This window comes from Thalassospira sp. ER-Se-21-Dark, assembly GCF_017922435.1.
In the GTDB taxonomy this organism is placed as follows: Bacteria; Pseudomonadota; Alphaproteobacteria; order Rhodospirillales; family Thalassospiraceae; genus Thalassospira.
Genome location: NZ_VDEZ01000001.1, coordinates 1,232,089 through 1,254,384, shown reverse-complemented (window position 1 = coordinate 1,254,384; position 22,296 = coordinate 1,232,089). Strand labels below are relative to the sequence as shown.

Annotated in this window: 19 protein-coding genes; 10 read left to right on the top strand and 9 right to left on the bottom strand. The window is 55.7% G+C overall.

Annotated elements, in window-relative coordinates; translation table 11 throughout:
• Positions 1-31 precede the first annotated feature (31 nt).
• From mnmE to FHI25_RS05685, 5 genes are all read left to right on the top strand, one after another.
• A complete protein-coding gene (gene mnmE, locus FHI25_RS05705) occupies positions 32-1,405 on the top strand; it encodes a tRNA uridine-5-carboxymethylaminomethyl(34) synthesis GTPase MnmE (protein ID WP_210515878.1) in 1,374 nt (457 codons plus the stop codon).
• 144 nt (positions 1,406-1,549) lie between these two features.
• Positions 1,550-3,451 (top strand): tRNA uridine-5-carboxymethylaminomethyl(34) synthesis enzyme MnmG, encoded by a 1,902-nt coding sequence (gene mnmG, locus FHI25_RS05700; RefSeq protein ID WP_210515876.1) that lies wholly within the window; start codon positions 1,550-1,552, stop codon positions 3,449-3,451.
• A gap of 422 nt (positions 3,452-3,873) precedes the next feature.
• Entirely contained in the window at positions 3,874-4,509 is a 636-nt protein-coding gene (gene rsmG / locus FHI25_RS05695) for a 16S rRNA (guanine(527)-N(7))-methyltransferase RsmG (RefSeq protein WP_064780467.1), read from the top strand.
• Positions 4,506-5,333, top strand: a complete 828-nt coding sequence (locus FHI25_RS05690) for a ParA family protein (protein WP_210515874.1) — start codon at positions 4,506-4,508, stop codon at positions 5,331-5,333. The genes rsmG and FHI25_RS05690 overlap by 4 nt, the downstream gene beginning before the upstream one ends.
• Positions 5,330-6,562: a ParB/RepB/Spo0J family partition protein gene (locus FHI25_RS05685; RefSeq protein WP_210515872.1), complete on the top strand. Its 1,233-nt coding sequence runs from the start codon at positions 5,330-5,332 to the stop codon at positions 6,560-6,562. The genes FHI25_RS05690 and FHI25_RS05685 overlap by 4 nt, the downstream gene beginning before the upstream one ends.
• 253 nt (positions 6,563-6,815) lie before the next feature.
• On the opposite strand, the gene holA is transcribed toward FHI25_RS05685, so the two are convergent.
• Genes holA through FHI25_RS05665 form a run of 4 tightly spaced genes read right to left on the bottom strand, consistent with a single transcriptional unit; the run spans position 6,816 to position 9,645 of the window.
• Entirely contained in the window at positions 6,816-7,847 is a 1,032-nt protein-coding gene (gene holA, locus FHI25_RS05680) for a DNA polymerase III subunit delta (RefSeq protein ID WP_210515870.1), read from the bottom strand.
• Between the two features lie 60 nt (positions 7,848-7,907).
• Positions 7,908-8,414: an LPS assembly lipoprotein LptE gene (lptE, locus tag FHI25_RS05675; RefSeq protein ID WP_210515868.1), complete on the bottom strand. Its 507-nt coding sequence runs from the start codon at positions 8,412-8,414 to the stop codon at positions 7,908-7,910.
• Complete coding sequence (locus FHI25_RS05670; RefSeq protein WP_210515866.1) at positions 8,411-9,073, bottom strand: hypothetical protein; 663 nt, start codon at positions 9,071-9,073, stop codon at positions 8,411-8,413. Before FHI25_RS05670 ends, lptE begins: the two co-directional genes overlap by 4 nt.
• 5 nt (positions 9,074-9,078) lie before the next feature.
• Positions 9,079-9,645, bottom strand: coding sequence for a DUF3576 domain-containing protein (locus FHI25_RS05665; protein WP_210515864.1), 567 nt, complete (start codon positions 9,643-9,645; stop codon positions 9,079-9,081).
• A 250-nt stretch (positions 9,646-9,895) separates the two neighbouring features.
• Between FHI25_RS05665 and FHI25_RS05660 the strand changes: the two genes are divergently transcribed.
• Both FHI25_RS05660 and FHI25_RS05655 read left to right on the top strand, forming a co-directional pair.
• Positions 9,896-10,924, top strand: coding sequence for a porin (locus FHI25_RS05660; protein WP_210515861.1), 1,029 nt, complete (start codon positions 9,896-9,898; stop codon positions 10,922-10,924).
• Between the two features lie 600 nt (positions 10,925-11,524).
• The gene (locus FHI25_RS05655; RefSeq protein WP_210515859.1) at positions 11,525-12,571 is read left to right on the top strand and encodes a porin; all 1,047 of its coding nucleotides are present in this window, start codon (positions 11,525-11,527) and stop codon (positions 12,569-12,571) included.
• Between the two features lie 95 nt (positions 12,572-12,666).
• Here the strand turns inward: FHI25_RS05655 and FHI25_RS05650 are convergent, their stop codons facing one another.
• Together FHI25_RS05650 and FHI25_RS05645 are read right to left on the bottom strand one after the other, a co-directional pair.
• On the bottom strand, positions 12,667-13,896 hold the full coding sequence (locus FHI25_RS05650; protein WP_210515851.1) for a glycosyltransferase family 9 protein: 1,230 nt from the start codon (positions 13,894-13,896) through the stop codon (positions 12,667-12,669).
• A gap of 18 nt (positions 13,897-13,914) precedes the next feature.
• Positions 13,915-14,565, bottom strand: a complete 651-nt coding sequence (locus FHI25_RS05645) for a thiamine phosphate synthase (RefSeq protein WP_210515849.1) — start codon at positions 14,563-14,565, stop codon at positions 13,915-13,917.
• 69 nt (positions 14,566-14,634) lie between these two features.
• Between FHI25_RS05645 and FHI25_RS05640 the strand changes: the two genes are divergently transcribed.
• Positions 14,635-15,330: a YggS family pyridoxal phosphate-dependent enzyme gene (locus tag FHI25_RS05640; RefSeq protein WP_210515847.1), complete on the top strand. Its 696-nt coding sequence runs from the start codon at positions 14,635-14,637 to the stop codon at positions 15,328-15,330.
• A 231-nt stretch (positions 15,331-15,561) separates the two neighbouring features.
• Here FHI25_RS05640 and FHI25_RS05635 read toward each other — a convergent pair whose 3' ends face one another.
• The gene (locus FHI25_RS05635) at positions 15,562-16,251 is read right to left on the bottom strand and encodes a response regulator transcription factor (RefSeq protein ID WP_008888737.1); all 690 of its coding nucleotides are present in this window, start codon (positions 16,249-16,251) and stop codon (positions 15,562-15,564) included.
• Positions 16,252-16,656: 405 nt separating this feature from the next.
• Between FHI25_RS05635 and ribA the strand changes: the two genes are divergently transcribed.
• Together ribA and FHI25_RS05625 are read left to right on the top strand one after the other, a co-directional pair.
• Positions 16,657-17,814, top strand: a complete 1,158-nt coding sequence (gene ribA / locus FHI25_RS05630) for a GTP cyclohydrolase II (protein WP_210515845.1) — start codon at positions 16,657-16,659, stop codon at positions 17,812-17,814.
• A 170-nt stretch (positions 17,815-17,984) separates the two neighbouring features.
• Positions 17,985-19,478: a hypothetical protein gene (locus FHI25_RS05625; protein ID WP_210515837.1), complete on the top strand. Its 1,494-nt coding sequence runs from the start codon at positions 17,985-17,987 to the stop codon at positions 19,476-19,478.
• An 83-nt stretch (positions 19,479-19,561) separates the two neighbouring features.
• Here FHI25_RS05625 and trpS read toward each other — a convergent pair whose 3' ends face one another.
• Together trpS and murJ are read right to left on the bottom strand one after the other, a co-directional pair.
• Positions 19,562-20,563 carry a tryptophan--tRNA ligase gene (trpS, locus tag FHI25_RS05620; RefSeq protein WP_210516481.1) on the bottom strand — a complete coding sequence of 334 codons (1,002 nt, stop codon included), beginning with the start codon at positions 20,561-20,563 and terminating at the stop codon, positions 19,562-19,564.
• A 162-nt stretch (positions 20,564-20,725) separates the two neighbouring features.
• Positions 20,726-22,276: a murein biosynthesis integral membrane protein MurJ gene (gene murJ, locus FHI25_RS05615; RefSeq protein ID WP_210515835.1), complete on the bottom strand. Its 1,551-nt coding sequence runs from the start codon at positions 22,274-22,276 to the stop codon at positions 20,726-20,728.
• Positions 22,277-22,296: the final 20 nt, after the last annotated feature.

The following is a 22,296-nucleotide window of genomic DNA, read 5'->3' as shown; positions in this document are numbered from 1 at the left end:
TAACCGCATTTCCAGAACTGACGGATCCGCCATGATTGCCAGCCGAGAAACCATTTTTGCCCTGTCCTCCGGCGCGGGGCGTGCCGGTGTTGCCGTGATCCGATTATCCGGGCCGCGTTCGGGTGCTGTGCTGTGTGCGTTATTGGGCCGCGATACCATGCCCAAACCGCGCCATGCGATCTATGCCCCGATCCGTGATCCGCAAAGCAATGAGCGGCTTGATGATGCGGTGGCGATCTATTTCCAGGGTCCGGCAAGCTTTACCGGCGAGGACGTGGTTGAACTGCATGTCCATGGTGGGCGGGCGGTGATCGAAGGGGTTCTGGATTGCCTGTCGCGTCAGGATGGATTGCGGGTGGCCGACCCCGGTGAATACACAAGGCGGGCGTTTGAAAACGGCAAGATGGATCTGACCTCGGCCGAGGGGATCGCCGATCTGATTGACGCCGAAACCGCCGCCCAGCGCCGTCAGGCAGTGCGCCAGATGGCCGGTGAGCTGGGGACGCTTTATGAAGGCTGGCGCGCGCGATTGATGAAGGCGCTGGCGCATATCGAAGCCGATATTGATTTCCCTGACGAAGATTTGCCCGATGGCATCGTGCCGGTGGTACGCGGTGATCTGATGAGTGTGTTTGGCGAGATCAAAAAACATCTTGCTGATAATCGTCGCGGCGAACGGCTGCGCGAGGGCTTCCAGATCGTGATCCTTGGTGCGCCGAATGCCGGTAAGTCAAGTTTGCTTAACCGGCTGGCCCAGCGCGATGCCGCCATTGTGTCCGAGATCGCCGGCACCACGCGCGACATGATTGAAGTCCATCTTGATCTGGGCGGCTTCCCGGTGACCATGGTCGATACCGCAGGCCTGCGCGAAAGCGGCGATGTGATTGAGTCCGAGGGTGTGCGTCGTGCGACCGAGCGGGCCGAAAACGCCGATCTGCGTTTGGTGGTGATTGATCGCAATGACTGGCCGACGATTGATCCGGAGGCTGCGCGTCTGATCGATGACAAGACGCTGATCCTGATCAACAAGGTCGATGCGACCGATAGCAGCGCCATTCCGGCAAGCTGGCAGGGAACATCGGTCGATGGTCGGGCGCTGGAGCTTCCCGTTTTACCCATATCGGCCATGACCGGACAGGGGATGGAAAGCCTCTTGCAACTGCTGGAGACTCGCGTAAAAGAGGGGCTCGATTTTGCCGGGCCCGTGCCGCTGACACGGCTGCGCCATCGGCGGGCACTTGAAAGTGCCAGCGATCATCTGGATCGCGGATTGCAGACCGATATCGCAGAACTGGCGGCCGAGGATGTACGCCTTGCTGTCCGCGAAATCGGCAAGATTACCGGACGTGTCGATGTGGAAGATTTGCTCGATATTATCTTCGGGGATTTCTGTATCGGCAAATAGAGTTAGGGAAGAGTCGTTAGACTTGGGTCCTGCGAATGTTTCACGTGAAACATTCGTCACAAGGTTGACCATATACACCTATTCGAACCAAACAAGGTTCACACCCGCGGCGTGACAAGCCGTGGGGATTGAGTGAGGAAGTCGATGTCACAGAATGTGCCAAATAACCGCTTTGACGTCATCGTGGTCGGTGGCGGCCATGCCGGATGCGAAGCCGCCGCTGCCGCTGCGCGCATGGGCGCATCCACGGCACTGGTTACACACCGCGCGGATCGCATCGGGGAAATGTCGTGCAACCCGGCCATCGGTGGTCTGGGCAAGGGGCATATGGTGCGCGAAGTTGATGCGCTTGACGGTGTGATGGGCCGCGCGATTGATCGTGCCGGCATTCAGTTCCGCATGCTCAATCGTTCCAAGGGCCCAGCCGTGCGCGGCCCGCGTGCGCAAGCCGATCGCAAGCTTTATCGTCAGGCTGTGCAGGATATCCTCGCTGAACAGGAGAACCTCACCATCCTTGAAGGCGGTGTCGAAGATCTGATCATTGACGACAATAACCGCGTCAAAGGTGTCATCACTGGCGATGGGACCGAATACCTTGCCGGTGCGGTGGTATTGACCACGGGGACGTTCCTCAATGGTTTGATCCATATTGGCGAGAAATCCGAACCGGCCGGTCGCATGGGCGATGCCCCGGCAACCGGTCTATCTGACACGCTGGCAAAATATGATTTCCGATTAGGCCGTCTGAAAACCGGGACGCCGGCGCGCCTTGATGGCCGCACCATCGATTGGGCGAGCCTTCAGGAACAGCCGGGCGACAATCCGCCAGAACCATTTTCGTTCCTGACCCGCGAAATTACCGTGCCGCAGATTCCATGTCATATGACCTGGACGACCGAGGCGACCCACGAAATCATTCGTGCCAACCTCGACCGTGCACCGATGTATAGCGGCAAAATCAAAAGCAGCGGTCCGCGCTATTGCCCGTCCATCGAAGACAAGGTCGTGCGCTTCGCCGAGAAAAATCAGCATCAGATTTTCCTCGAACCCGAAGGGCTCGACGATCCGACCATCTATCCGAACGGCATTTCAACCTCGCTGCCAGAGGACGTCCAGCTTGCCATGCTGGCGACCATTCCGGGTCTGGAAAAGGTCGAGATCTTCCGTCCGGGTTATGCGGTGGAATATGATTTCGTTGATCCGCGCGAGTTGCGCCATACGCTGGAAACCAAAAAGGTCGCGGCGCTCTTCTTTGCCGGTCAGATCAATGGCACCACCGGCTATGAAGAAGCCGCCGGGCAGGGGCTGATCGCCGGTGTGAATGCCGCCCTGATTGCCGGGGATGCTGAGCGCGAATTCGTTCTCGATCGTGCCGATGCCTATATTGGTGTGATGATCGATGATCTGGTCACGCTTGGCACGCGCGAACCTTATCGCATGTTCACCTCGCGCGCCGAGTACCGCCTGATGCTACGCGCCGATAACGCCGATCAGCGTCTGACCGATCGTGGGCTTGATATTGGCTGCATCGCATCGACCCGCGCGCATGCGTGGGGTGCCAAGAAATCAGCATTGAATGCGGCCAAGACCGAAGTATCCGAACTGACCGAAACCCCGAATGGTTTGGCCAAGTTCGATATCAAGATCAATCAGGATGGCGTGCGCCGGTCGGCCTATGACCTGCTGGCCTATCCCGATATTGATTTCGATACCCTGACCAGGGTCTGGCCGCAGCTGGGCGAGCTTGATCCGGCGATCAAGGAACAGGTGTCAATCGATGCCCAGTATAAGGGCTATCTCGATCGCCAGGCCGCCGACATCGCGGCCTTCCGCCGGGACGAGGAATTGCGCCTGCCGCGGGGGCTTGATTTCGATAAGGTCGGTGGACTGTCGGCGGAGATTCGGTTGAAGCTGAAAGAAATCCAGCCGGAGACCATCGGTGCCGCGTCACGTATTCCGGGTATTACCCCGGCCGCGGTGACAGCGCTTCTGGGCCATATCAAAAGTCACAAGCATCAGACGGCCGCCGTCAGCAAAACCGCCTGATCGGTCTTTGCCCAAACACACTATATAACGCGTCCGATCTGGACGCTTCTTGTCCAGTTACAACGCCCGGCCAAATTCACTGGCCGGGCGTTTTGTTTTGACCGGGGCGTCGGGTAACGGCTGAACCACAAGACGGACGGGCAATGTGGAAGTGTGGTTGGTCATTACCGACTTCTGCCGAGTCGCAGGGGATTTGGGTTGGGTAGGGTGGTGGAGTCGCCCATTCGGTGTCAGTGGGCAGGTAAACTTCATCGAATGTGCGGTGTTTTGGGTCTGGAACGATGCTTTTTGGACGTGGGAATGTTTCACGTGAAACATTCGACGCTGTTTTGGGGTGTTTTATCGCATCCGACGCGGCCAAAAACGTAAAAGGACGAAAATCAAGACTGGTGTGTTTTTTTGGCTCGGCCTATAACTCAAATATGCAGACAATTTCCACACCCGTAAAAACATGGTTTGAGCAGGATTTGAATGTTTCACGTGAAACATTGGACCGTCTCAGCCAGTATGCAGACCTTGTCGTGAAGTGGCAGCCGCGGATTAATATCGTTGGCGCCAGCACGGCCGAAGACGTTTGGGGACGTCATTTACAGGATTCTGCGCAGCTTTGGCCGTATGTTCAGGACATCGCCACAACCGGCAAAATCGTTGATTTTGGATCGGGTGCCGGGTTCCCGGGTATCGTTCTGGCGATCCTTGGCGCCAATAACGTCACCCTGATGGAATCCAACACCAAAAAGACCGTCTTCCTGATGGAAGCCGCCCGGGTTTGCGGTGTGCTGGATAAGACCGAGATTGCCCGCGAACGGATCGAGGCAGCGGCCCCGCGGCAGGCCGATGTGATTACGGCGCGCGCCTTTGCCCCCTTGCCGAAGCTGTTGGAGTTGGGGCAGCGCCATTTGAAAGACGGTGGCCATTATGTGCTGCTGAAGGGACGTGCCTTTGAGGATGAGCTGGCGGACGCACGGGACGCTGGTTGGACATTTGATGTAACCACGCATGCCAGCCTGGTCGATCCGGACGGTGTCGTGATGATCTTAAAAGGAGTGGGCCGGTGACGGATGTTATTGATTTGCCGCTTTCGACGAAATCAGAGGGTACAGGACATCGTCCGCGCATCATTGCAGTGGCCAACCAGAAAGGCGGGGTGGGCAAGACCACCACGACAATCAATCTGGCAACGGCACTGGCGGCTGTGAACCAGCGGGTTCTGATTGTCGATCTTGATCCGCAGGGCAACGCCAGTACCGGCTTGGGTCTGCGTCCGTCCGACCGCGAAATCAGTTCCTATGACGTGCTGATCAACGGCAATACCTTGGAAGAGGCGCGCAAGGAAACCTCGATCCCGCGGCTTAGCATCGTGCCGTCGGGCATGGATCTGTCGGGGGCGGAGATCGAGCTGGTCGATTTCGACCGTCGCGAGATGCAGCTTAAGGAATCACTTGGCAAATTGCCGCACGATGTTGATTACGTCCTGATCGATTGCCCGCCGTCGCTGGGTCTTTTGACCCTGAATGCGCTGGTGGCATCCGATGCGGTTCTGGTGCCGTTGCAATGTGAATTCTTTGCCCTTGAGGGGGTCAGCCATCTGGTCCGGACCATCAAGCGGGTCAAGAAGGCGTTCAATCCGAACCTTGAAATCCAGGGCATTGTGCTCACCATGTATGACAAGCGCAACAACCTGTCGGCCCAAGTGGCCAACGATGTGCGCGATTATTTCGGAGATGTGGTGTATCGCACGGTGATCCCACGCAATGTCCGCGTTTCCGAAGCCCCCAGCCACGGAACACCGGTGCTGGTTTATGACATGAAGTGCCCGGGTTCACGGGCCTATCTAAATCTTGCGAGCGAAGTCCTGAAACGCGAAGGGGTAAAAGCATGAGCGAAGCAAAAAAACGCGGGTTGGGCAGGGGACTGTCTGCACTTCTGGGCGAAGAGGACGAAGAAGTTGCTGTTGCCGCCAGTGGCGATAGCGCCGAGGCGGTCCATCCGGGACCGGGCGGCACGACGCAGCATATTGCGATTACCGACCTGAAGCCTTCGCCGTTTCAGCCGCGCAGCAATTTTGATGATGATGCGATTGATGATCTGGCGGCCTCGATCCGACAAAAGGGCATCATTCAGCCGATTCTGGTGCGTGCCTCTTCGACGGGCGAAACCAAATATGAAATCATCGCCGGTGAACGTCGCTGGCGCGCGGCCCAGCGGGCACAGCTTCATGAAGTGCCGGTTCTGGTGCGCGAGTTTGATGATCGCGAAACCGCCGAAATTGCACTGATTGAAAACCTGCAGCGACAGGATCTGTCGCCGCTTGAAGAGGCGGAGGGCTATAACCGCCTGATGAGCGAGTTCTCCCACACGCAGGAAGCACTTGGCCAGGCACTGGGTAAAAGCCGCAGTCACATTGCTAACAGCCTGCGTTTGCTGGGCCTGCCAGCCCCGATCAAGCAGATGCTCTCAGACAAGGTTCTAAGCTCCGGCCATGCGCGCGCACTGCTTGGGGCGGATAATGCCGTCGAGCTTGCGGCCCAGATCGTCAAGAAGGGTTTGAATGTTCGTCAGGCGGAGAAACTGGTCAAAACCGATGGCGGCAAGGCTGCGCGTCCGAAGAAATCATCGGGCCGGTCTTCGATTGAAAAAGACCCAGATACGGTGTCTCTGGAGCGCGACCTTAGCAACATGTTGGGGTTGGCGGTCAATATCGACTTTGACGGATCGGCGGGTAAGATCTCGATCCGCTATGAAACGCTCGAGCAGCTTGATGACATCCTGCAGCGCCTGACCCATGGCAAGGCCGCCGACATTTCCGATGACGCCGATGCTGATGCTGCGCCCGGACCGGATGAAAACGAGTTCGATTCGATGTTTATCGAAGATGACGAGTTTGAAGCCGAATCGGTCGATGATGCGGAAAACGAAGACGAGGATGCGCTGACCAGCGAGCTCGAATCGATTGCCGATGCGGTTGATGGCGGCCGTGATCTTGACGGGATCAATGACGACAGCCTGATGATCGACGATGAGCCCGAGGGCGATATGCCGATCGCGCAGGAAGAAGTCGACGAAGATGTGCTGGAGGAGGTTGCAGATGGCACGGGAAAAAAGCCGTAACCAAAACCAGCATAAAGGATCTTGATCGCGACAAGATCGATCAGCTTAAGAAGCTTAAAGAAGAAGAAGCAAAATCCCGCCGGGGATCGGTCGAGGTGAAGCGGATCCTTTAGATATTTAACGCGGTGCGGGGCTTACATCCTGGACCGCGTTTTTTGCGTTTTTGGTGCGTTTTGGACGCATTCCAGTCAGGGCACGGTCATACTGCATCGACCTTAATTACCGCGATCGTGCTGAAGACTGGCGAATCGGGTTAGCGTCTGACCTGTTTCTGGCGGGCAACCGCGACCTTGATCATGGCGCGATGGGCGATGGTTTCGGGGATGGCCAGGCCGCTTTTGCAGTCCTTTTCGGCTTCCAGCAGGATTTGTAGGGCACGCTGCAGGTTATTGACCGCCCAGTAATTCAGATTGGCGCGGAACTGATCGGCGGCCTTGAAAAACAGGGGCGGGCGCAGTGATTTCATCGCCTGGTTGGCGTCCATTCCCTGAGACACCTGTCCTTTGACCAGATGCAGCTTCTGGAAATAGCTGATCATCATGCGCAACGCGCCAACCGGGTTGAGGCCTTCTTCGACCAGCCGGGTCAGGGCGGCATCCAGATTGACGACATTTCCCTGAGAAACCGCCTGAATGACATCGTCATAATGGCGGGCGGAGCTGTCGCCAACGCAGGCCATGGCGTCTGCCAGCGTGACCTGACCGTCTTTAAGCGCATAAAGGGCGAGTTTTTCAAGCTCGCTCCGTGAAATCATGCGGTCCGAGCCGAGATTGGCGACCAGATAGCTGGTGGCATCACGGTCAATGCGCAGTTTGTGTTCTTCCATGATCGACTGGATCAGGCTTTCGATATCCCGTGCGCCATCGGCATAGCAGGGCAGGGCCATGCCATTGCCGGCCTTTTCGACTGCCTGACGCAGTTTGGAGCGAGTCGGAAGGCTTCCGGCCTCAATGACAATCAGGGCATCGCCGGCCGGATCGCCGAGGAAATCGGCAATGACAGGAGCCTGCGCATCACCGATATCGCGGAGTCGGATCACGCGGCGCCCGCCACCGAAGCTTATGGCGGCGGCCTCGTCGCGCAGGCGGCTGGGATCTTCCTTGAGTTGGGCGGTGCCAAGCTCGATCACGCGGAAGGGATCCTTGAGATCCTCGACTACGGTTTTGGCCAGTTTGGTCGCACGTTCACGCACAAGGCCTTCGTCCTCGCCATAGATCAGGATCAGCTGCGCCTTCGCATCCGGGGCGCGCAAGAAGTTTTCAACCTGTGCTGCCTTGAGCTTCATGATGCGCCTTGTGGTTCTTTGGGGAGTGGGCGTGACGAGCGAAAGTTTCAGAGAACGACGTTATTGTGACCGCAGGCCAATCGCGACCTGATTGGCCAGCTGCTGAGCAAGATTACGGGCAGCGTCGCCACGGGCGGCGTCCTCGGCCTCGATGGTGGCAAATTCCGAATCGACGATGTTGTAACTGGTGCGAGCGCGAACCGATCCTTTGCGCAGGACCTTGGTATCGGCCCGGCGGACAAGTTCGTACTTAGCGTTAATCAGGTAATCGGCGATCGTTGCTTCATTTTCCTTGGTAAAGCCTTGCTCACTCGTCGATTCGGACAAGGTCACCTTCAAATCATATAACGGGGTTGCGCTTTGTCCGCGTGGGGTCAGGGTTTCGATTAGGGCATTGCGGGTCAGTTGGCCAACACGGTCATTGATCACAGCGACTTTCACCTGGGCCATATTGGCTGCCGTGTTGTAATCATCACCCGCTGTGGCATAGAGCGGGCGAAATCCGCAGGCGCTGAGCGTTGTCAGGGCCAGGAGTGCGAGAATCGGAAAAACCGCGCGCAATGTCATTCAGCTATACCTTCTTTATCTTTGGTCCGGGACCGGCTGATTGGATCCTGTTCAATCTGGCCCTGGCGCCACAATAGTTCGGTTGCGATGAAAGGGCAAAACAGAGATAGGCTGTTCAGAAAAGAAATGTACAGCCCGGCATTGTCGGGCTCCTGTTGCACCTTTTTGAACAGATTACGCAGCTCGGCGATGGCAAGATTGTTTTTGCCGCTTCGTAATGCCTCTGTCACCGCGTTCCGGGTATCCATTGTTGCCGTACACTGTGGGCGCGAGGATCCTACACGCCAGACGTCACGTAACCAACGCCAATGACCAATCAGGCTGTTTTGCGTCAGGTGTAACGGTCGGTGGGCTGGCACATCGGCCAGCAGAGCTAGTGACATGATATCAAACCCGACTTCATGATAGAGCTGTGCTCCATTGCCCAGCGATTCGTCGGTTGTGACCTTGGCAGGACGATCGTGCTGTGAGGAGGGTGGCGAACAATCCAGTGGTGATGCCTCAACAATTGAGAAGTAGAGTGCAGTACGAATCGTCGCAAGACTCTCTGGTATCACCTCAAAAACATCACGTCGGTCTACCGATACAACAAACCCCCAGTCGCGTTGCAGCGAGTGGGGGTTGTATTCAGGCGATATATAAAGCGTGCCTTGCGACATCAGCCTTATTGAGAATTTGCACTGTCAATGCGCAGCTGACGGGCGCGGGTCAGGATAGCGTCTTCCATGGATGTCACGGTTCCCGGCTCAACAACCGCATCCTGCCATTGGTTCGGGCCAACATTGACCTGACGGAAGACAGAAACCTTGATGGCATCCGAGCGCAGGGCTGTGCCAAGGATATAGGCAGTCAGCTTGAAGCGTTCATCGGAAGATTCCGGCGGGGTGTACCAGTCGGTAATAATGACTCCCCCAAAGGGATCCGCAGAATTGAGCGGCATAAAGGAAAGCGTATCAAGCGACGCACGCCACAGGAAGCTGTTCACACCGATGCCTGAACCGCCCCCTTGCTGGGGCTCTTCGCCACCAAATATGTTCAGGCCTTCTGATCCGAACAGACCTCCGCGCTCTTTCTCTTGTGCGCGTGTCATTGCCTGCCCGTTGACACGTTCATCAGTGTTCGCTGACCCCGGGAACTGATCGTAGTCAACCTTACCAGCGGAGCAACCGGAGAGAATGATCGCAGCAGCAGCCCCTGTGACCAGCGACTTGAACGAAGAAAAGGTTAGCATTTCCTGCCCTTGAGAGAATTGTGTTCAACAAGCAAACCGAATTTTCAGCGAATATAGGGCGGAAATCAGAGATGAGCAAAGAAAACCGGTGTGTTTTTTTTGTCACACCAATTTGCGAATGTGCCATTTTGGTCACAGCTTTGGTTGACGCGGGACTCATTTGGTGGCTCCATCACCAACGAACCGGGCGGCAAAAGCTGTCCAAATATTTGTATTGCGTAAAACGCATTCAAAGACGTTGAGGGAAAAGATGAAAAAGATTCTGGTAGCTTCCAGCGCACTCGTCGCTGTTGGTTTCGCAGGCGCAGCTCAGGCTTCTGAGCCGATCAGCCTGTCCGTAGGTGGTTACATGGAACAGTGGATCGGTGCTGCTTCTGAGGACGACCGTTTCGAGTCCAAAGGCATGATGCAGTCTGACACCGAAGTTCACTTCGGTGGTTCGACCACTTTGGATAACGGTATCGAAATCGGCGCGAAAATCGAATTCGAAGCCGAAGGCGAAGCAACGAACAACACCGACGAACAGTACCTGTTCATCAACGGTGGCTTCGGTCAGGTTAAACTGGGTCAGGAAGACGGCGCAGCTGCTGACATGTCCATCACCGCTCCGTCCGTTGGTCCGGCTGGTGTGAACGACGGTGACATGCCGAACTACGTTACCCTGCGCGCAACCCCTGACAACGTTTGGGATGATGGTGACGACAACAAGATCACCTATTACACCCCGGTTCTTGGCGGCTTCCGCGCTGGTGTTTCGTACACCGACGACGATGGTTCCGAGGCATCTGACGAGCGCACCAACACTGGTGACTCGGTTGTATCCGCCGGCGTTGAATACAAAGCTGACTTCGACGGCGTTTCTATTGCTGTCGCAGCAACCGGCGAATCCAAGCAGGAAGGTGAATGGTACCATGTTGGTGGTACCGTTGGCTTCGGCAACTTCACCGTTGGTGCTTCCTACGGTCTGAAAGAAGCTGAGTTCGGCCTGAACGAAAACACCACCACCACCGCAGATGACAACATGGGCGTTGATTTCGGCGTTTCCTATGCAATGGATGCTGCAACCGTTTCCGCAACCTACATGTATGCTGAAATGGAAGACAGTGCTGCGACCTCTGGCGTAGACGAGTTCAACGGTGTTGACCTTGGCCTTGCTTACACCCTCGGTGCAGGCGTTACCTGGAAGTCTTCTGTCTTCTGGTTTGACTATGACGCAGTCGCTGCTACTTCGGACAACGACGGTTTCGGTGCAATCACCGGTATCGCACTGTCCTTCTAATCCTTTCCGGATTAGCTGAAGAATTGAAGGGGGTGGGTTTTCCACCCCCTTCTTTTTTTGTCTTAGTTTTTGGTCACCATTTCTGCTCAGCACGTGCGATCTTTACGGGCGTCGCAACAAAAGTCTCTTTGATTGTCAAAGGTGCAGCTAGTTTACCAAACCGACAAACATATGTTTGTCAGCAAACAGCTTCCATCATGTTCTTGATGCAATTTGCCGATAGGCGATAGCTGTTAATTCCCCCATTCCAAGTAGCTAACGCTACCCCTGAGATTGCAGGATAGACATACGTAAGAGCCTTTCGAGAGCTAACTTGCGCAGCGATAAAATGACCAATGGACATTTATATGAAGTAAAAAGATAGACGTTTTCGAGAAGTTACCGAATTGGCAACAACATCGAACACTGCACCAACACTAACAATTCAATACTGCAAAACATTATGTGACAAAAATGCAACGCATAGCGATATAAATGACCATTGCCCATTTAACTTAATTGACCATCAGTCACTAAAGTGGCTTTATCACCCTCGACAGAACGAAGGGCCGTCCGGTTCAAACCCCTTCGTCCCACAACGTCATTCTATTGAGGGTTATGATGAAAAAGATTCTTTTTGCTTCCAGCGCACTCGTCGCTGTTGCCGCTGCAGGCACCGCACAGGCTTCCGAGCCGATCCAGCTTTCAGTCGGTGGTTACATGGAACAGTGGGCTGGCTTCGCTGATGAAGACAACACTGCTGCTGGCGGTCGCAAAAACGCATTCCAGTCCGACACCGAAGTTCACTTCTCCGGTTCGACCACGCTTGATAACGGCATCGAAGTTGGTGCTGACATCCAGTTCGAAGGTGAGTCGTCTTCGGGTGACCAAGTCGACGAACAGTATCTGTACATCAATGGCGGCTTTGGTCGTATCGAAATGGGTAAAAACGACAGTGCAGCCGATGCCATGGGCATCACCGCACCGTCTGTTGGCCCGGTTGGCGTCAATGACGGCGATATGAGTAACTGGGTTGATGCATATCTGATCGACACCGTTCGTTCGAGCGGAGACCAGAAGCGTGTGACATACTACACCCCGGTCCTGGGCGGCTTCCGCGCTGGTCTTTCCTATGCCGACCAGAATGCATCGAACAATAACGACACCGTAAGCACCGGTATCAACATTGTTTCCGGTGGTCTGGAATACCGCGCTGATCTTGATGGTGTGGCATTGGCCCTGTCGGCAGTTGGTGAAAATGCCGGTGAAGGCAACTGGTACGGCTTTGGTACTAATGTTGGCTTTGGCAACTTCACGGTTGGTGCGTCCTATGGTCATACCGAAGATGATTATGGCGTTAACGAGCGCAATAACAACTTTGGCCTGAACGACGGTGGCAATGAGCTTGACGCATTTGACATCGGTGTTTCCTACGCCATGGATGCGGCAAGCGTTTCCCTGTCCTATGGTTACGAAGATGTTGATGGCGAAGGCGATATCAGCGCGATTGATCTCGGTCTGAACTATGCCCTGGGTGCAGGTGTTGCCTGGAAGTCCTCGATCTTCTGGTTCGATCAGAAAGCTGACAGCAATGCTGTAAACCCGCAGGACATCACGAAGGACAATGATGGCTACGGCCTTGTTACCGGTCTGGCTCTGTCCTTCTAATTCCTCGGAATTAGAATCGATTTTGAAAGGGTGGCTTCGGCCACCCTTTCTTTTTGCCAATTTGCCTTTTTGTCGAGCGGGTCAACTCAGTCAGATCAGGTTTTGGCCAGGTCCCGGGATATCAGGTCACATATCGCTGGAATATCGGTTTCCAGTCGGGCAACGCAGGGCACCGGCGCGTTTGTGACCAAGGCACGGGCCAGTTCGGGATCGCTTTTCCCCGGGATGTCGGGCAGTTCGCTGACTGGCAGACCAAGACTGCCCATACAGCCGATCTTGCCATCCGCGGTCGCGCGCAGTTTTGCCAGCCCGCAGGGGGCGCTGCAATGCGGTCCTGTGAAATCGCTTTGCCATCTGCGCAGGTTTTTGTGGCGTCCTTGCAGGGTCTTGGCGTCTGCGGAACTGTAAATGCCAATTCCCGGGGTTTGGAACAGCTTGGAAATATGTGCGGGGCCGCTGTCGGCGGCGACGAGATAATCCTGCTGCCCGACAAATTTGACCAGATCGCCGATGGTCTTGAAGCCATCAACAATCTGGATGTTGCCGTCATTCCGGGTGCCAAGATCATTCAGCGCGGCCTTATAAGCCTTCATCACCCCTTGATAGGCATTGAGCACGAGGGTGATGTCACAATCCTGTTTGGCCAACATGGCGGTAATTTCACTGACCAGCTTGGGTGGAAGTGTGCGCAGTGGTGAGGACGCCATTGGGACGATCCCGACCTTAAGGCGTGTTTCCGTTGCTAGCTGCCGTTTTTCCAACGGTACAGGAGGAATGCCGAACGCCTCGCAGAGCGCCTCTTCCGGATTGACCGGCATGGTGGCGATATCGCTCCAGCCTTCCATTTCACTGAGATCAATTACGTGATCGAAACGTTTGAGCTGTGCGCTCGAGATAAACAGCTGAAAAATCTCGATTCCCTGCACCAGTGCAAAGATGTCCGATGCGCTGCCAGCGTTAAGAACGCCAATCCGGATATCGCCAAACCGTTGTTTGAGAGCCCGGAAAAACAGTGCCATACCGACACAGTCGCCAAGCGCGTCATCGGGGATCAGAAACAGCACTGATTTTCCGGAAAAATCCCGTTCGCCCCAGCCATCACGCGGCAGAACCTGAAACCGATAATTATCCGACTTGATCTTGACCCCGTCGGCCTTCGCCAGAACTTGCCGTCGCAGCAGCGATGTTGCCCGAGTGAAATAGATCGGACTGTTGTCTGACGTCTGGGTAAGTCCGGAACTGACATTGGGCAGGCCAAACTGAAACGGCTGTTTGGAAGCAAAACGGGTGAATGTCTTGCGCGAGGGGTGTGGGGCCCGGGGCATTTTGCGGGAGAACTCCGGTCAATGGGGGGACGGGGTGTTGGCACCAGAAAACCCGATCCCGGCGATGGAGGCAAGTGCGGAGGTCCGCAGTTTCCCAATTGTTTGTGCGGTAATGCCGCCCAACCCGATCGGTGTCATGCCGAGCATGTGGCACATCCTTGAAATTTGGCGGATATCTGAAAGTGACATCGGATTTGCGTCCGGATGACTTTGGGTAGGGAAAATCGGGGAAATCAGGACACCATCGGGACGTGCTGTTTTTGGAAGAAGTCCAAGCCGTTGGACCGTTTTCGGGGTGTGGCAAGCTGACGTGCGCATAAAGTGTTCCGGAATTCGCTGATAAATACCGGGATCGGTCAGCGCGCGATATTCAGGGAAATGCATGCCGTTGGCATCGAGCCTGAGCGCCAGCCCAACATCATTCGCGACCAAAAAAGGGATGCCCTTTGCGCGGCAGATGGTGCGAAGTTTTGCGCCAAGTTTTGCCCGCATCGGATGATCATAATGGCGGAAAATGACCATGCTGTCGCGGGGCAGGGCACGGATGACGGGTTCCGGATCGGGTAATCTTTGATCATCGGTCATCAGGACAATCGGTGGAATCGGGCAATTCGGGCCGCCATTGCGCAGATTGAGCCTGCGTGCCTGCTTTAACAGGGCCTTATCCATTGATACACTCCCGACTTGGCAGCTATACCTGCCGTTCCTGAATGCGTTACCGATGAAGGACCACCCTCCATGAGCAGTCATGATCTGTCATCTGGCAAAACCGATGTTGCCGTCAACCTTGCCGAAATCCAGAGCAATATCAATGCGGCATGTGAAGCCGCCGATCGTGATCCGGGGGATGTGACGCTGGTCTGTGTCAGCAAAAACCACGATGCCGATCATGTGCGCAAGGCGCTTGTGGATGGCCGGCGTGTGTTTGGTGAAAACCGCGTGCAGGAAGCCGCCGGGAAATGGCCGGGATTGCGCGCCGAGTTTCCTGATATCGAGCTGCACCTGATCGGGCCGCTTCAGACCAACAAGGTCAAGGACGCGGTTGCACTGTTTGACGTGATCGAGACGGTGGATCGCCCGAAACTGGCCAATGCATTGGCCAAACACCGCGATAAAACCGGTGCCTGCCCGGATCTGTTCATTCAGATCAATACCGGTGAGGAAGAACAAAAGGCCGGCATCGCGCCAAAGGATGCCGATGATTTCATCAAGATGTGTCGTGAAGAGCTTGATCTTCCGATCATCGGCCTGATGTGCATTCCCCCGGTCGATGAAGAACCGGCCCCGCATTTCACCCTGCTTGGCAAGATTGCCGATCGCCATGGCCTGAAAATCAAAAGCATGGGCATGAGCGGTGATTACGAGGTTGCAATCCGGTTTGGCGCCACCCATGTTCGGGTTGGGACAGCAATTTTTGGCTCCCGGGGCTATTGATTGGCCTTAAATGGCCCAAATTGCGGTACCTAAATCGATATTCGGGGTAAAAACCTGTAAAACAGACCGCGTTTTAGGTCGTTTTTGTGTATTTAACGCCAGATTGCATGATCTGGGCTGTTCTGTGGATAATCAGGGCGATAACATAGACGCCGCAACCCGACATCTGTGACAAAAAAAATCCCGCATCAGCGGGATTTTCTTTTGGTGGGTTCTAAAACCGTTTTCCGATCAGGGGATCAGCTTGTAACCGCCGGGTTCGGTAATCAGGATCGCCGCGTTTGACGGATCCTTTTCGATTTTCTGACGCAGGCGATAGACGTGGGTTTCAAGCGTATGGGTGGTCACACCGGCGTTATAGCCCCAGACTTCGTCCAGCAATGTTTCGCGGCTGACCGGTTTGTCGCCCGCCCGGAACAGGAATTTCAGGATCGAGGTTTCCTTCTCCGTCAGGCGGACTTTTTTCTCGGTCGCGGTTTCAATCAGGATTTTCGCGCTGGGCTGGAAGCTGTAGGGGCCGATGACAAAGACGGCATCTTCGCTTTGTTCATGCTGGCGGATATGCGCACGAATGCGGGCCAAAAGCACATTAAGGCGGAATGGCTTGGTGACATAGTCATTGGCGCCCGATTCCAGACCCAGAATGGTGTCAGAGTCACTATTGGCGCCGGTGAGCATGATGATCGGTGATTTGACATTGGCGCGACGCATCAGTTTGCAGACATCGCGGCCATCCATATCGGGCAGACCAACATCAAGCAGGATCACATCAAAATAGGAATCCTTGGCAAGATCGAGTGCTTCCTTGCCACTGTTGGCAACCACGCATTCGAAATCTTCATGAAGTCTGAGCTGCTCCGTCAAAGACTGGCTGAGCGCTGCATCATCCTCAACCACCAGAACCTGTTTACCTGTCGACATTCACCATCCCTTGCTGCTTGTCAGATCCGCCGTCATATCCGGGGTCTGCGCCTGATGTTGATTTTACCGGCTTGTTTTTGTGGCGCTTTCGGGTCCGGCCCGCCATATATGCATTACGTATTCCGCGCTGAACCATAGGATCAGCATCTTAAGTTGTATTTTCAAGAACAAACTGTTTTCTGTTTGGTCCTTTAACTCCCGGCCCAACCGGATTAGGTAGTAGGGGCGATTTGTCTAAAACGTGATGTCGTAAAATCTTGAAAGATACGCGTCTTCCTGCGATTTTGCGCATCACCGACCAAGCAGGTTCGCATCGCCTGATGCGCTTATATGAATTAAACCGGGTCTTTATCCAGCCCCATAGCCACCGGATCGCGATGTTGTGATCACAAAGACAAGATGCCGATGACCCAAAGCTCCGCCGTGACGGCCCAAAATGATAGCAATCTGATCCCGGCAACCGATCTGGTAACGGTTTCCCGCGCCGTGGCAGATTTGCGCCGTGGCGAGATCGTCCTGGTTCAGGGGTATGACAATGGCGAAGCCCACAGCGTTGCGGTGATTGCCGCCGAGCCGCTGTCACAACATGGTCTGCAACGTCTGTGTGACATCGCCGGAAGCGAAACTGCACCGGCAATCGTCCTGCCGCGTGTGCGGGCCAAATCGCTTGGTCAGACGGCCAAGGATGATCCGTTTGTCGCCTTTGTTTCAGCCGACCAATCGGCTGTTGATGCCAATCGTCTGGGTGAGATTGCCAATCCGTTGCTTGATCTTGATGCGTTGCCTGCGGGCGATTGGCGACCGGTCAGCATGGCAGAAAATGCGGCCATCCGTTTGGCGAAACTTGCCCGTTTATTGCCCGCGGTTGTGACGGTGCCGGTCAGTGCTGATCAGCTCGAAACCCTTGCCCGCGCGCAGAACCTTCTGGTGTTGCAGTCTGAAAGCATCAATGGTTATGAAAATGCCTCGGCTGCATCCTTGCGCCAGGTCAGCGAAGCCCGTGTGCCGCTTGAAGACGCCGAAAACGTCACTGTGATTGCGTTTCGCCCGGAAGATGGCGGGCAGGAACATCTGGCAATCGTCATTGATGAACCGGCCAAGGACAAACCGGTGCTGATCCGCCTGCATTCGGAATGCTTTACCGGCGATCTGATCGGGTCGCTGCGCTGTGACTGCGGACCGCAGCTGCGCGGTGCGATTTCGGAAATCGCCAAAAGCGGTCAGGGCGGTATTGTGCTTTATCTGCGTCAGGAAGGGCGTGGCATCGGGCTTGTGAACAAGCTGCGCGCCTATGCCCTGCAGGATCGCGGGTTTGATACCCTTGATGCCAACGAGGAACTTGGCTTTGACGCCGATGAACGTGTCTATCGCCCGGCGGCCGAAATGCTGCGTCAGATGGGCTTTGAAAGCGTGCGCTTGTTGACCAATAACCCCGAAAAGCTGACCGGTCTTGAAAGCTGGGGTGTCACGGTTTCCGAGCGTGTCCCGCATAAATTCCCGTCCAATGGTCATAACGAGTTTTATCTGCAGACCAAAAAGGACCGGGCGGGCCATCTGTTCTAAGCCGCTCTTATAAGCTGCGGGCCGTGAAGATGCCGATGCTACCCGGCAGAAGATTCCGACAGGCAAGTCCGGCGAAATTCTTTCCCAAGAAAATCACTATAATTCAAAGCGTTAGCATACGTTAAAATTGGCACTCCTTTTGCAAAACAGATGGCAAGAGGAGGACAGACATGTCGATTGGTGAAAATTGGCGGCAAATTTCGCCCGGTAGCCTATCCGGTAGCGCGGGCGGTGCAGGTGGCACAAATGGTGCGGCAAACGGCAAGTTTGCCCAGTCCAATGCTGCCGACCAGCTTTCTGGCACGTCCGAAGGCCGGACATTCTCGCAATATATGTTTGGCGAGGATGGCTTTGAATTCACCGATTTCCTCGATGTGATCAATCCCTTGCAACATATTCCCGGTGTCGGGATGATTTATCGCTCGCTCACCGGTGATGAGATCGGCAATGGTGCCCGCGTGGCCGGTGGTGGCCTGTTTGGCGGGGTGTTTGGCCTTGCCGGGGCGGCGATTGACGCCGTGGTCGATGCGGTCACAGGCGACGATACCGGCACCCACTTCATGGCGATGGTCGAAGACGGGTTTGGAGGCAGCGGCATTGATGATGGCACGGCGGTGGCCGATGCAGGCAATGCGAACGCGCCCACCAATCAGGCAACCACGGTTGCGCAAAAAGGCGCCTATCAGGGCGATCTGGTTCTGCCCTGGATGGCTGGCGCGCAATCACAATCCGTCAGCCCGGCCGAACAGGCCACCATTGTCCAGTCCGCACCAACGGCCCCGGTTGATCAGGCCATGCTGGCATCAAATACCGCAACCGGCAGCACGGGCGTTCAGGCTTCTGATTTGAATGTGCCGTGGGCACAAGGTGCGCAGGGTGCACAAGGCGCGCAAATTGCGCAGAACACGCAGAATGCCTCGCCAGTTGCACAAGCAGCGCAAAGTGCAGCATCAAAACAGCCTGAGGCAGAACTTGCTTCGGCATCTGCCACACCTTCAACCGATCCAGCAGAACTGACTGTTGCCATGGCATCGGCAGGAACGGCGAACCCGGTATCTGCCTTCAACCGGACCGTCGCATCCAATTCGACGGCAACCGAAACCGCACGTCGGCCGGTCACCAGCACCGGTGACGCCAATACTGTCTGGGCACGTGCCGCCAGCAGCGGCCGGGTCAGCCGCCAGACCACTGGTTTCGCGATTTCTGCTGAAATGGCTGCCCACGAAGCCAAATACGCCAAACTGAATGCCGTGAAGGCCCAGACCGCAGAACGCAAGGCCAGCGACATACAGACCACGTCGCCAGATGGCACGCCATTGTCGGCAGCCGAAATGGCGGCCCGCTTTAACGCCGCGCTTGGGCGTGACAAGGCACAAACCATGGCGGCAGATGCCGTCGCCAGCAGCAACGCGGTGGCTGATGATCGCCCGGAAAATGCCCATGACGGATATGATGTTGCCAATGCAGACCGGGGTGGATCAGCCCTTCCCGCCAGTGCACCGGCTGCTGACGCGCCGACTGACCATCCGCTTTTGCAACAGGCGTCTGATAACCTGAATGGCGATGCGCCGGTGGGTGCATGGTTCAGCCAGACGATGATGGATGGTCTGAAGAAATATCAGGCGATGCAGCAGAAGCCTTCACCGTCCGGAAATGCAATCTGATAAGGCACGTTTCGAAATCAAAACAAAAAAGCCCGCCTGGTTTACACCGGCGGGCTTTTTGATGTTCAGATGGTCTGACGCGATCAGCTGTTCAGGAAGCCGACGATTTCCTTGACCTCTTTGAGGATCGGCTGGGCGATGGCGTTGGCACGCTCGGCACCCTTGGCCAGTACAGAGTCGATATAGGCCGGATCGGCTTTGAGGCGCGCCATTTCCTCGGTGATCGGTGCCAGATTTTCGACAACCACGTCGGTCAGCGCCTGTTTGAAGCCAGAGAACTGGGTGCCGCCATGTTCTGTCAGAACCGCATCGACGGTGCTGTCGGTCAGCGCTGCATAGATGGTGATCAGGTTCTTGGCTTCCGGGCGGCCTTCAAGACCGGCGACCTCGCTTGGTAGCGGTTCCGGATCGGTTTTTGCCTTGCGGATTTTTTTGGCAAGCGTCTCGGCATCGTCGGTCATGTTGATGCGCGACATATCGGACGCATCGGACTTTGACATCTTTTTCGAACCGTCACGCAGCGACATCACACGGGTTGCCGGACCCAGGATCAGCGGTTCGGGCTGCGGGAAGAAGCCTTCGACCTCGTAATCGGTGTTGAATTTCAACGCGATATCGCGCGCCAGTTCAAGATGCTGTTTCTGGTCTTCGCCGACCGGCACATGGGTCGCCTTATAGGCCAGAATGTCAGCCGCCATCAGGCTTGGATAGGCGTAAAGGCCGAGCGACGCGTTTTCGCGATGTTTGCCCGCCTTTTCCTTGAACTGGGTCATGCGGTTCATCCAGCCGATGCGCGCGACACAGTTAAAGATCCAGGCCAGTTCGGCATGGGCGGAAACCTGGCTTTGGTTGAACAGCACTTGATTTTCCGGATCAATGCCCGAAGCAATCATGCTGGCCGCCAGTTCGCGAATGTTGGAACGCAGTTCCTTGGGGTCTTGCCAGACCGTGATGGCATGCATATCGACCACGCAGAAGATGCATTCATATTTCTTCTGCAGTTCGACCCAGTTGCGGATCGCGCCAAGATAGTTGCCAAGGTGAAGGTTACCGGTGGGCTGAGCGCCCGAAAACACACGTTCCATAACGTCGTCGTCCATTTCAATTTATGTTTAACAGGGCCTGCATACTCCGCCAGGTTTTGGACACCCGCCGGCGGACGAGCATGCAAGCAAACAGCGCGCGAGTTTAGGGTCTGGCCCGATTTGGTCAAGCTGCTTGTCTGGAAACGTGTCGATTAATTGTGATCAGGCGGGTTTTCCGCGTTTGAGCGTCGCTTTCAGCTCGGAAAAGCTGGTCGCACCAAGCAGTTGGGCCGCAATCGCATATACAGCCATACCCCCGGTTACAATCGCCGCCATGGTGATGATGCGTGTGATCGAAAGCGCATCATTTTGCCAGAAGGCATCAATCGCAAACCAGAGTGCCGATCCCATAAGTGCGGATGCAACAAGAATGCGCGGTACGCGCCGGGCAAGGCGGGTATCAAAGGTTAGGTCGCCCCGGCGATGCAAAATAAAACCAAGCGAGGTCGCATTGACCCAGACCGAAACCGAGGTTGCGGCTGCAATGCCAAGATGCCCGAACCATGGCATCAGCACCACGATCAGAATGATATTTAGCACCATGCAGGATATGCCGATACGGATCGGTGTTTTGGTGTCTTCGCGCGCAAAGAAACCGGGTGCGAGAACCTTGACCAGAACCGAGGCCGGCAAGCCGAAGGCAAACACGGTCAGTGCCATGCCGGTCATAAGCGTTTCTTCCGCGCCAAATGCCCCGCGTTCAAACAGAACATTGATCACCGGCAGGCCCATGACCCCAAGGGCAATGGCAGCCGGAAGGGTGAGCAAAAGCGCGATTTCAATGCCGCGATTCTGGCTATACATCGCGGTTTTGGCATCATCACCCTGCAATTGGCGCGACAATGTCGGCAACAGCGCAGTGCCAATCGCAATGCCAATCACACCCAGTGGCAATTGTTGCACGCGATCGGCATAATAAAGCCAGGAGACCGCGCCATCAGAGACAAGGGAGGCCAGCATCGTGTCGATCAGAAGATTGATCTGATAGACGCCGGCGCCAATCATGCCGGGGATCATGCGTTTGCCCAGAAGCTTGATGCGGTCATCAACACGCGGCATCTGCCATTTTATGGCAAAGCCGACCCGCTTACAGGCAATCACCAGCATCAGGAACTGCGCCACACCGGCAATTGCCACCCCCCATGCAAGGGCGTGGGCCGGTGTGTCGGTGATGGTGGTCAGGCCAAGCAAGGCACCGATCAAACAGATATTGAGAATGATCGGGGCGGCGGCGGCCGCGGCATAGCGATGCAGCGTATTCATCACGCCCGACATCAGGGCGACGGCGGATATGAAGGCCAGATAGGGGAAGGTAATGCGCGACAGTTCAACGGCGAGTTCGAACTTTTCGGGGTTTTCGGCAAAACCCGGCGCGAACACATACATCGCCCAGGGCATCAGGATTTCAATGACTGCGACCAGAAAACCGGTGATCAGGATCAGCATCGACATCGCACGGGCGGCAAATTCGCGGGCTGCGTCCATACCGCGTTTTTCAATGTCGCCGGCCAGAAGCGGGATGAAGGCCGCGGAAAATGCGCCTTCGCCAAACAGGCGACGAAACAGGTTGGGAAACTTGAACGCGACAAAGAACGCATCAGCTATACCGCCCGCACCGAGCATCCCGGCAATCAGAATATCGCGGCAAAATCCCAGAAGGCGGGATAACAGCGTAAAGCCACTCACCGTGGCGATAGAGCGGACAAGCGACATTCGAGAGCGTTCCGTATTTA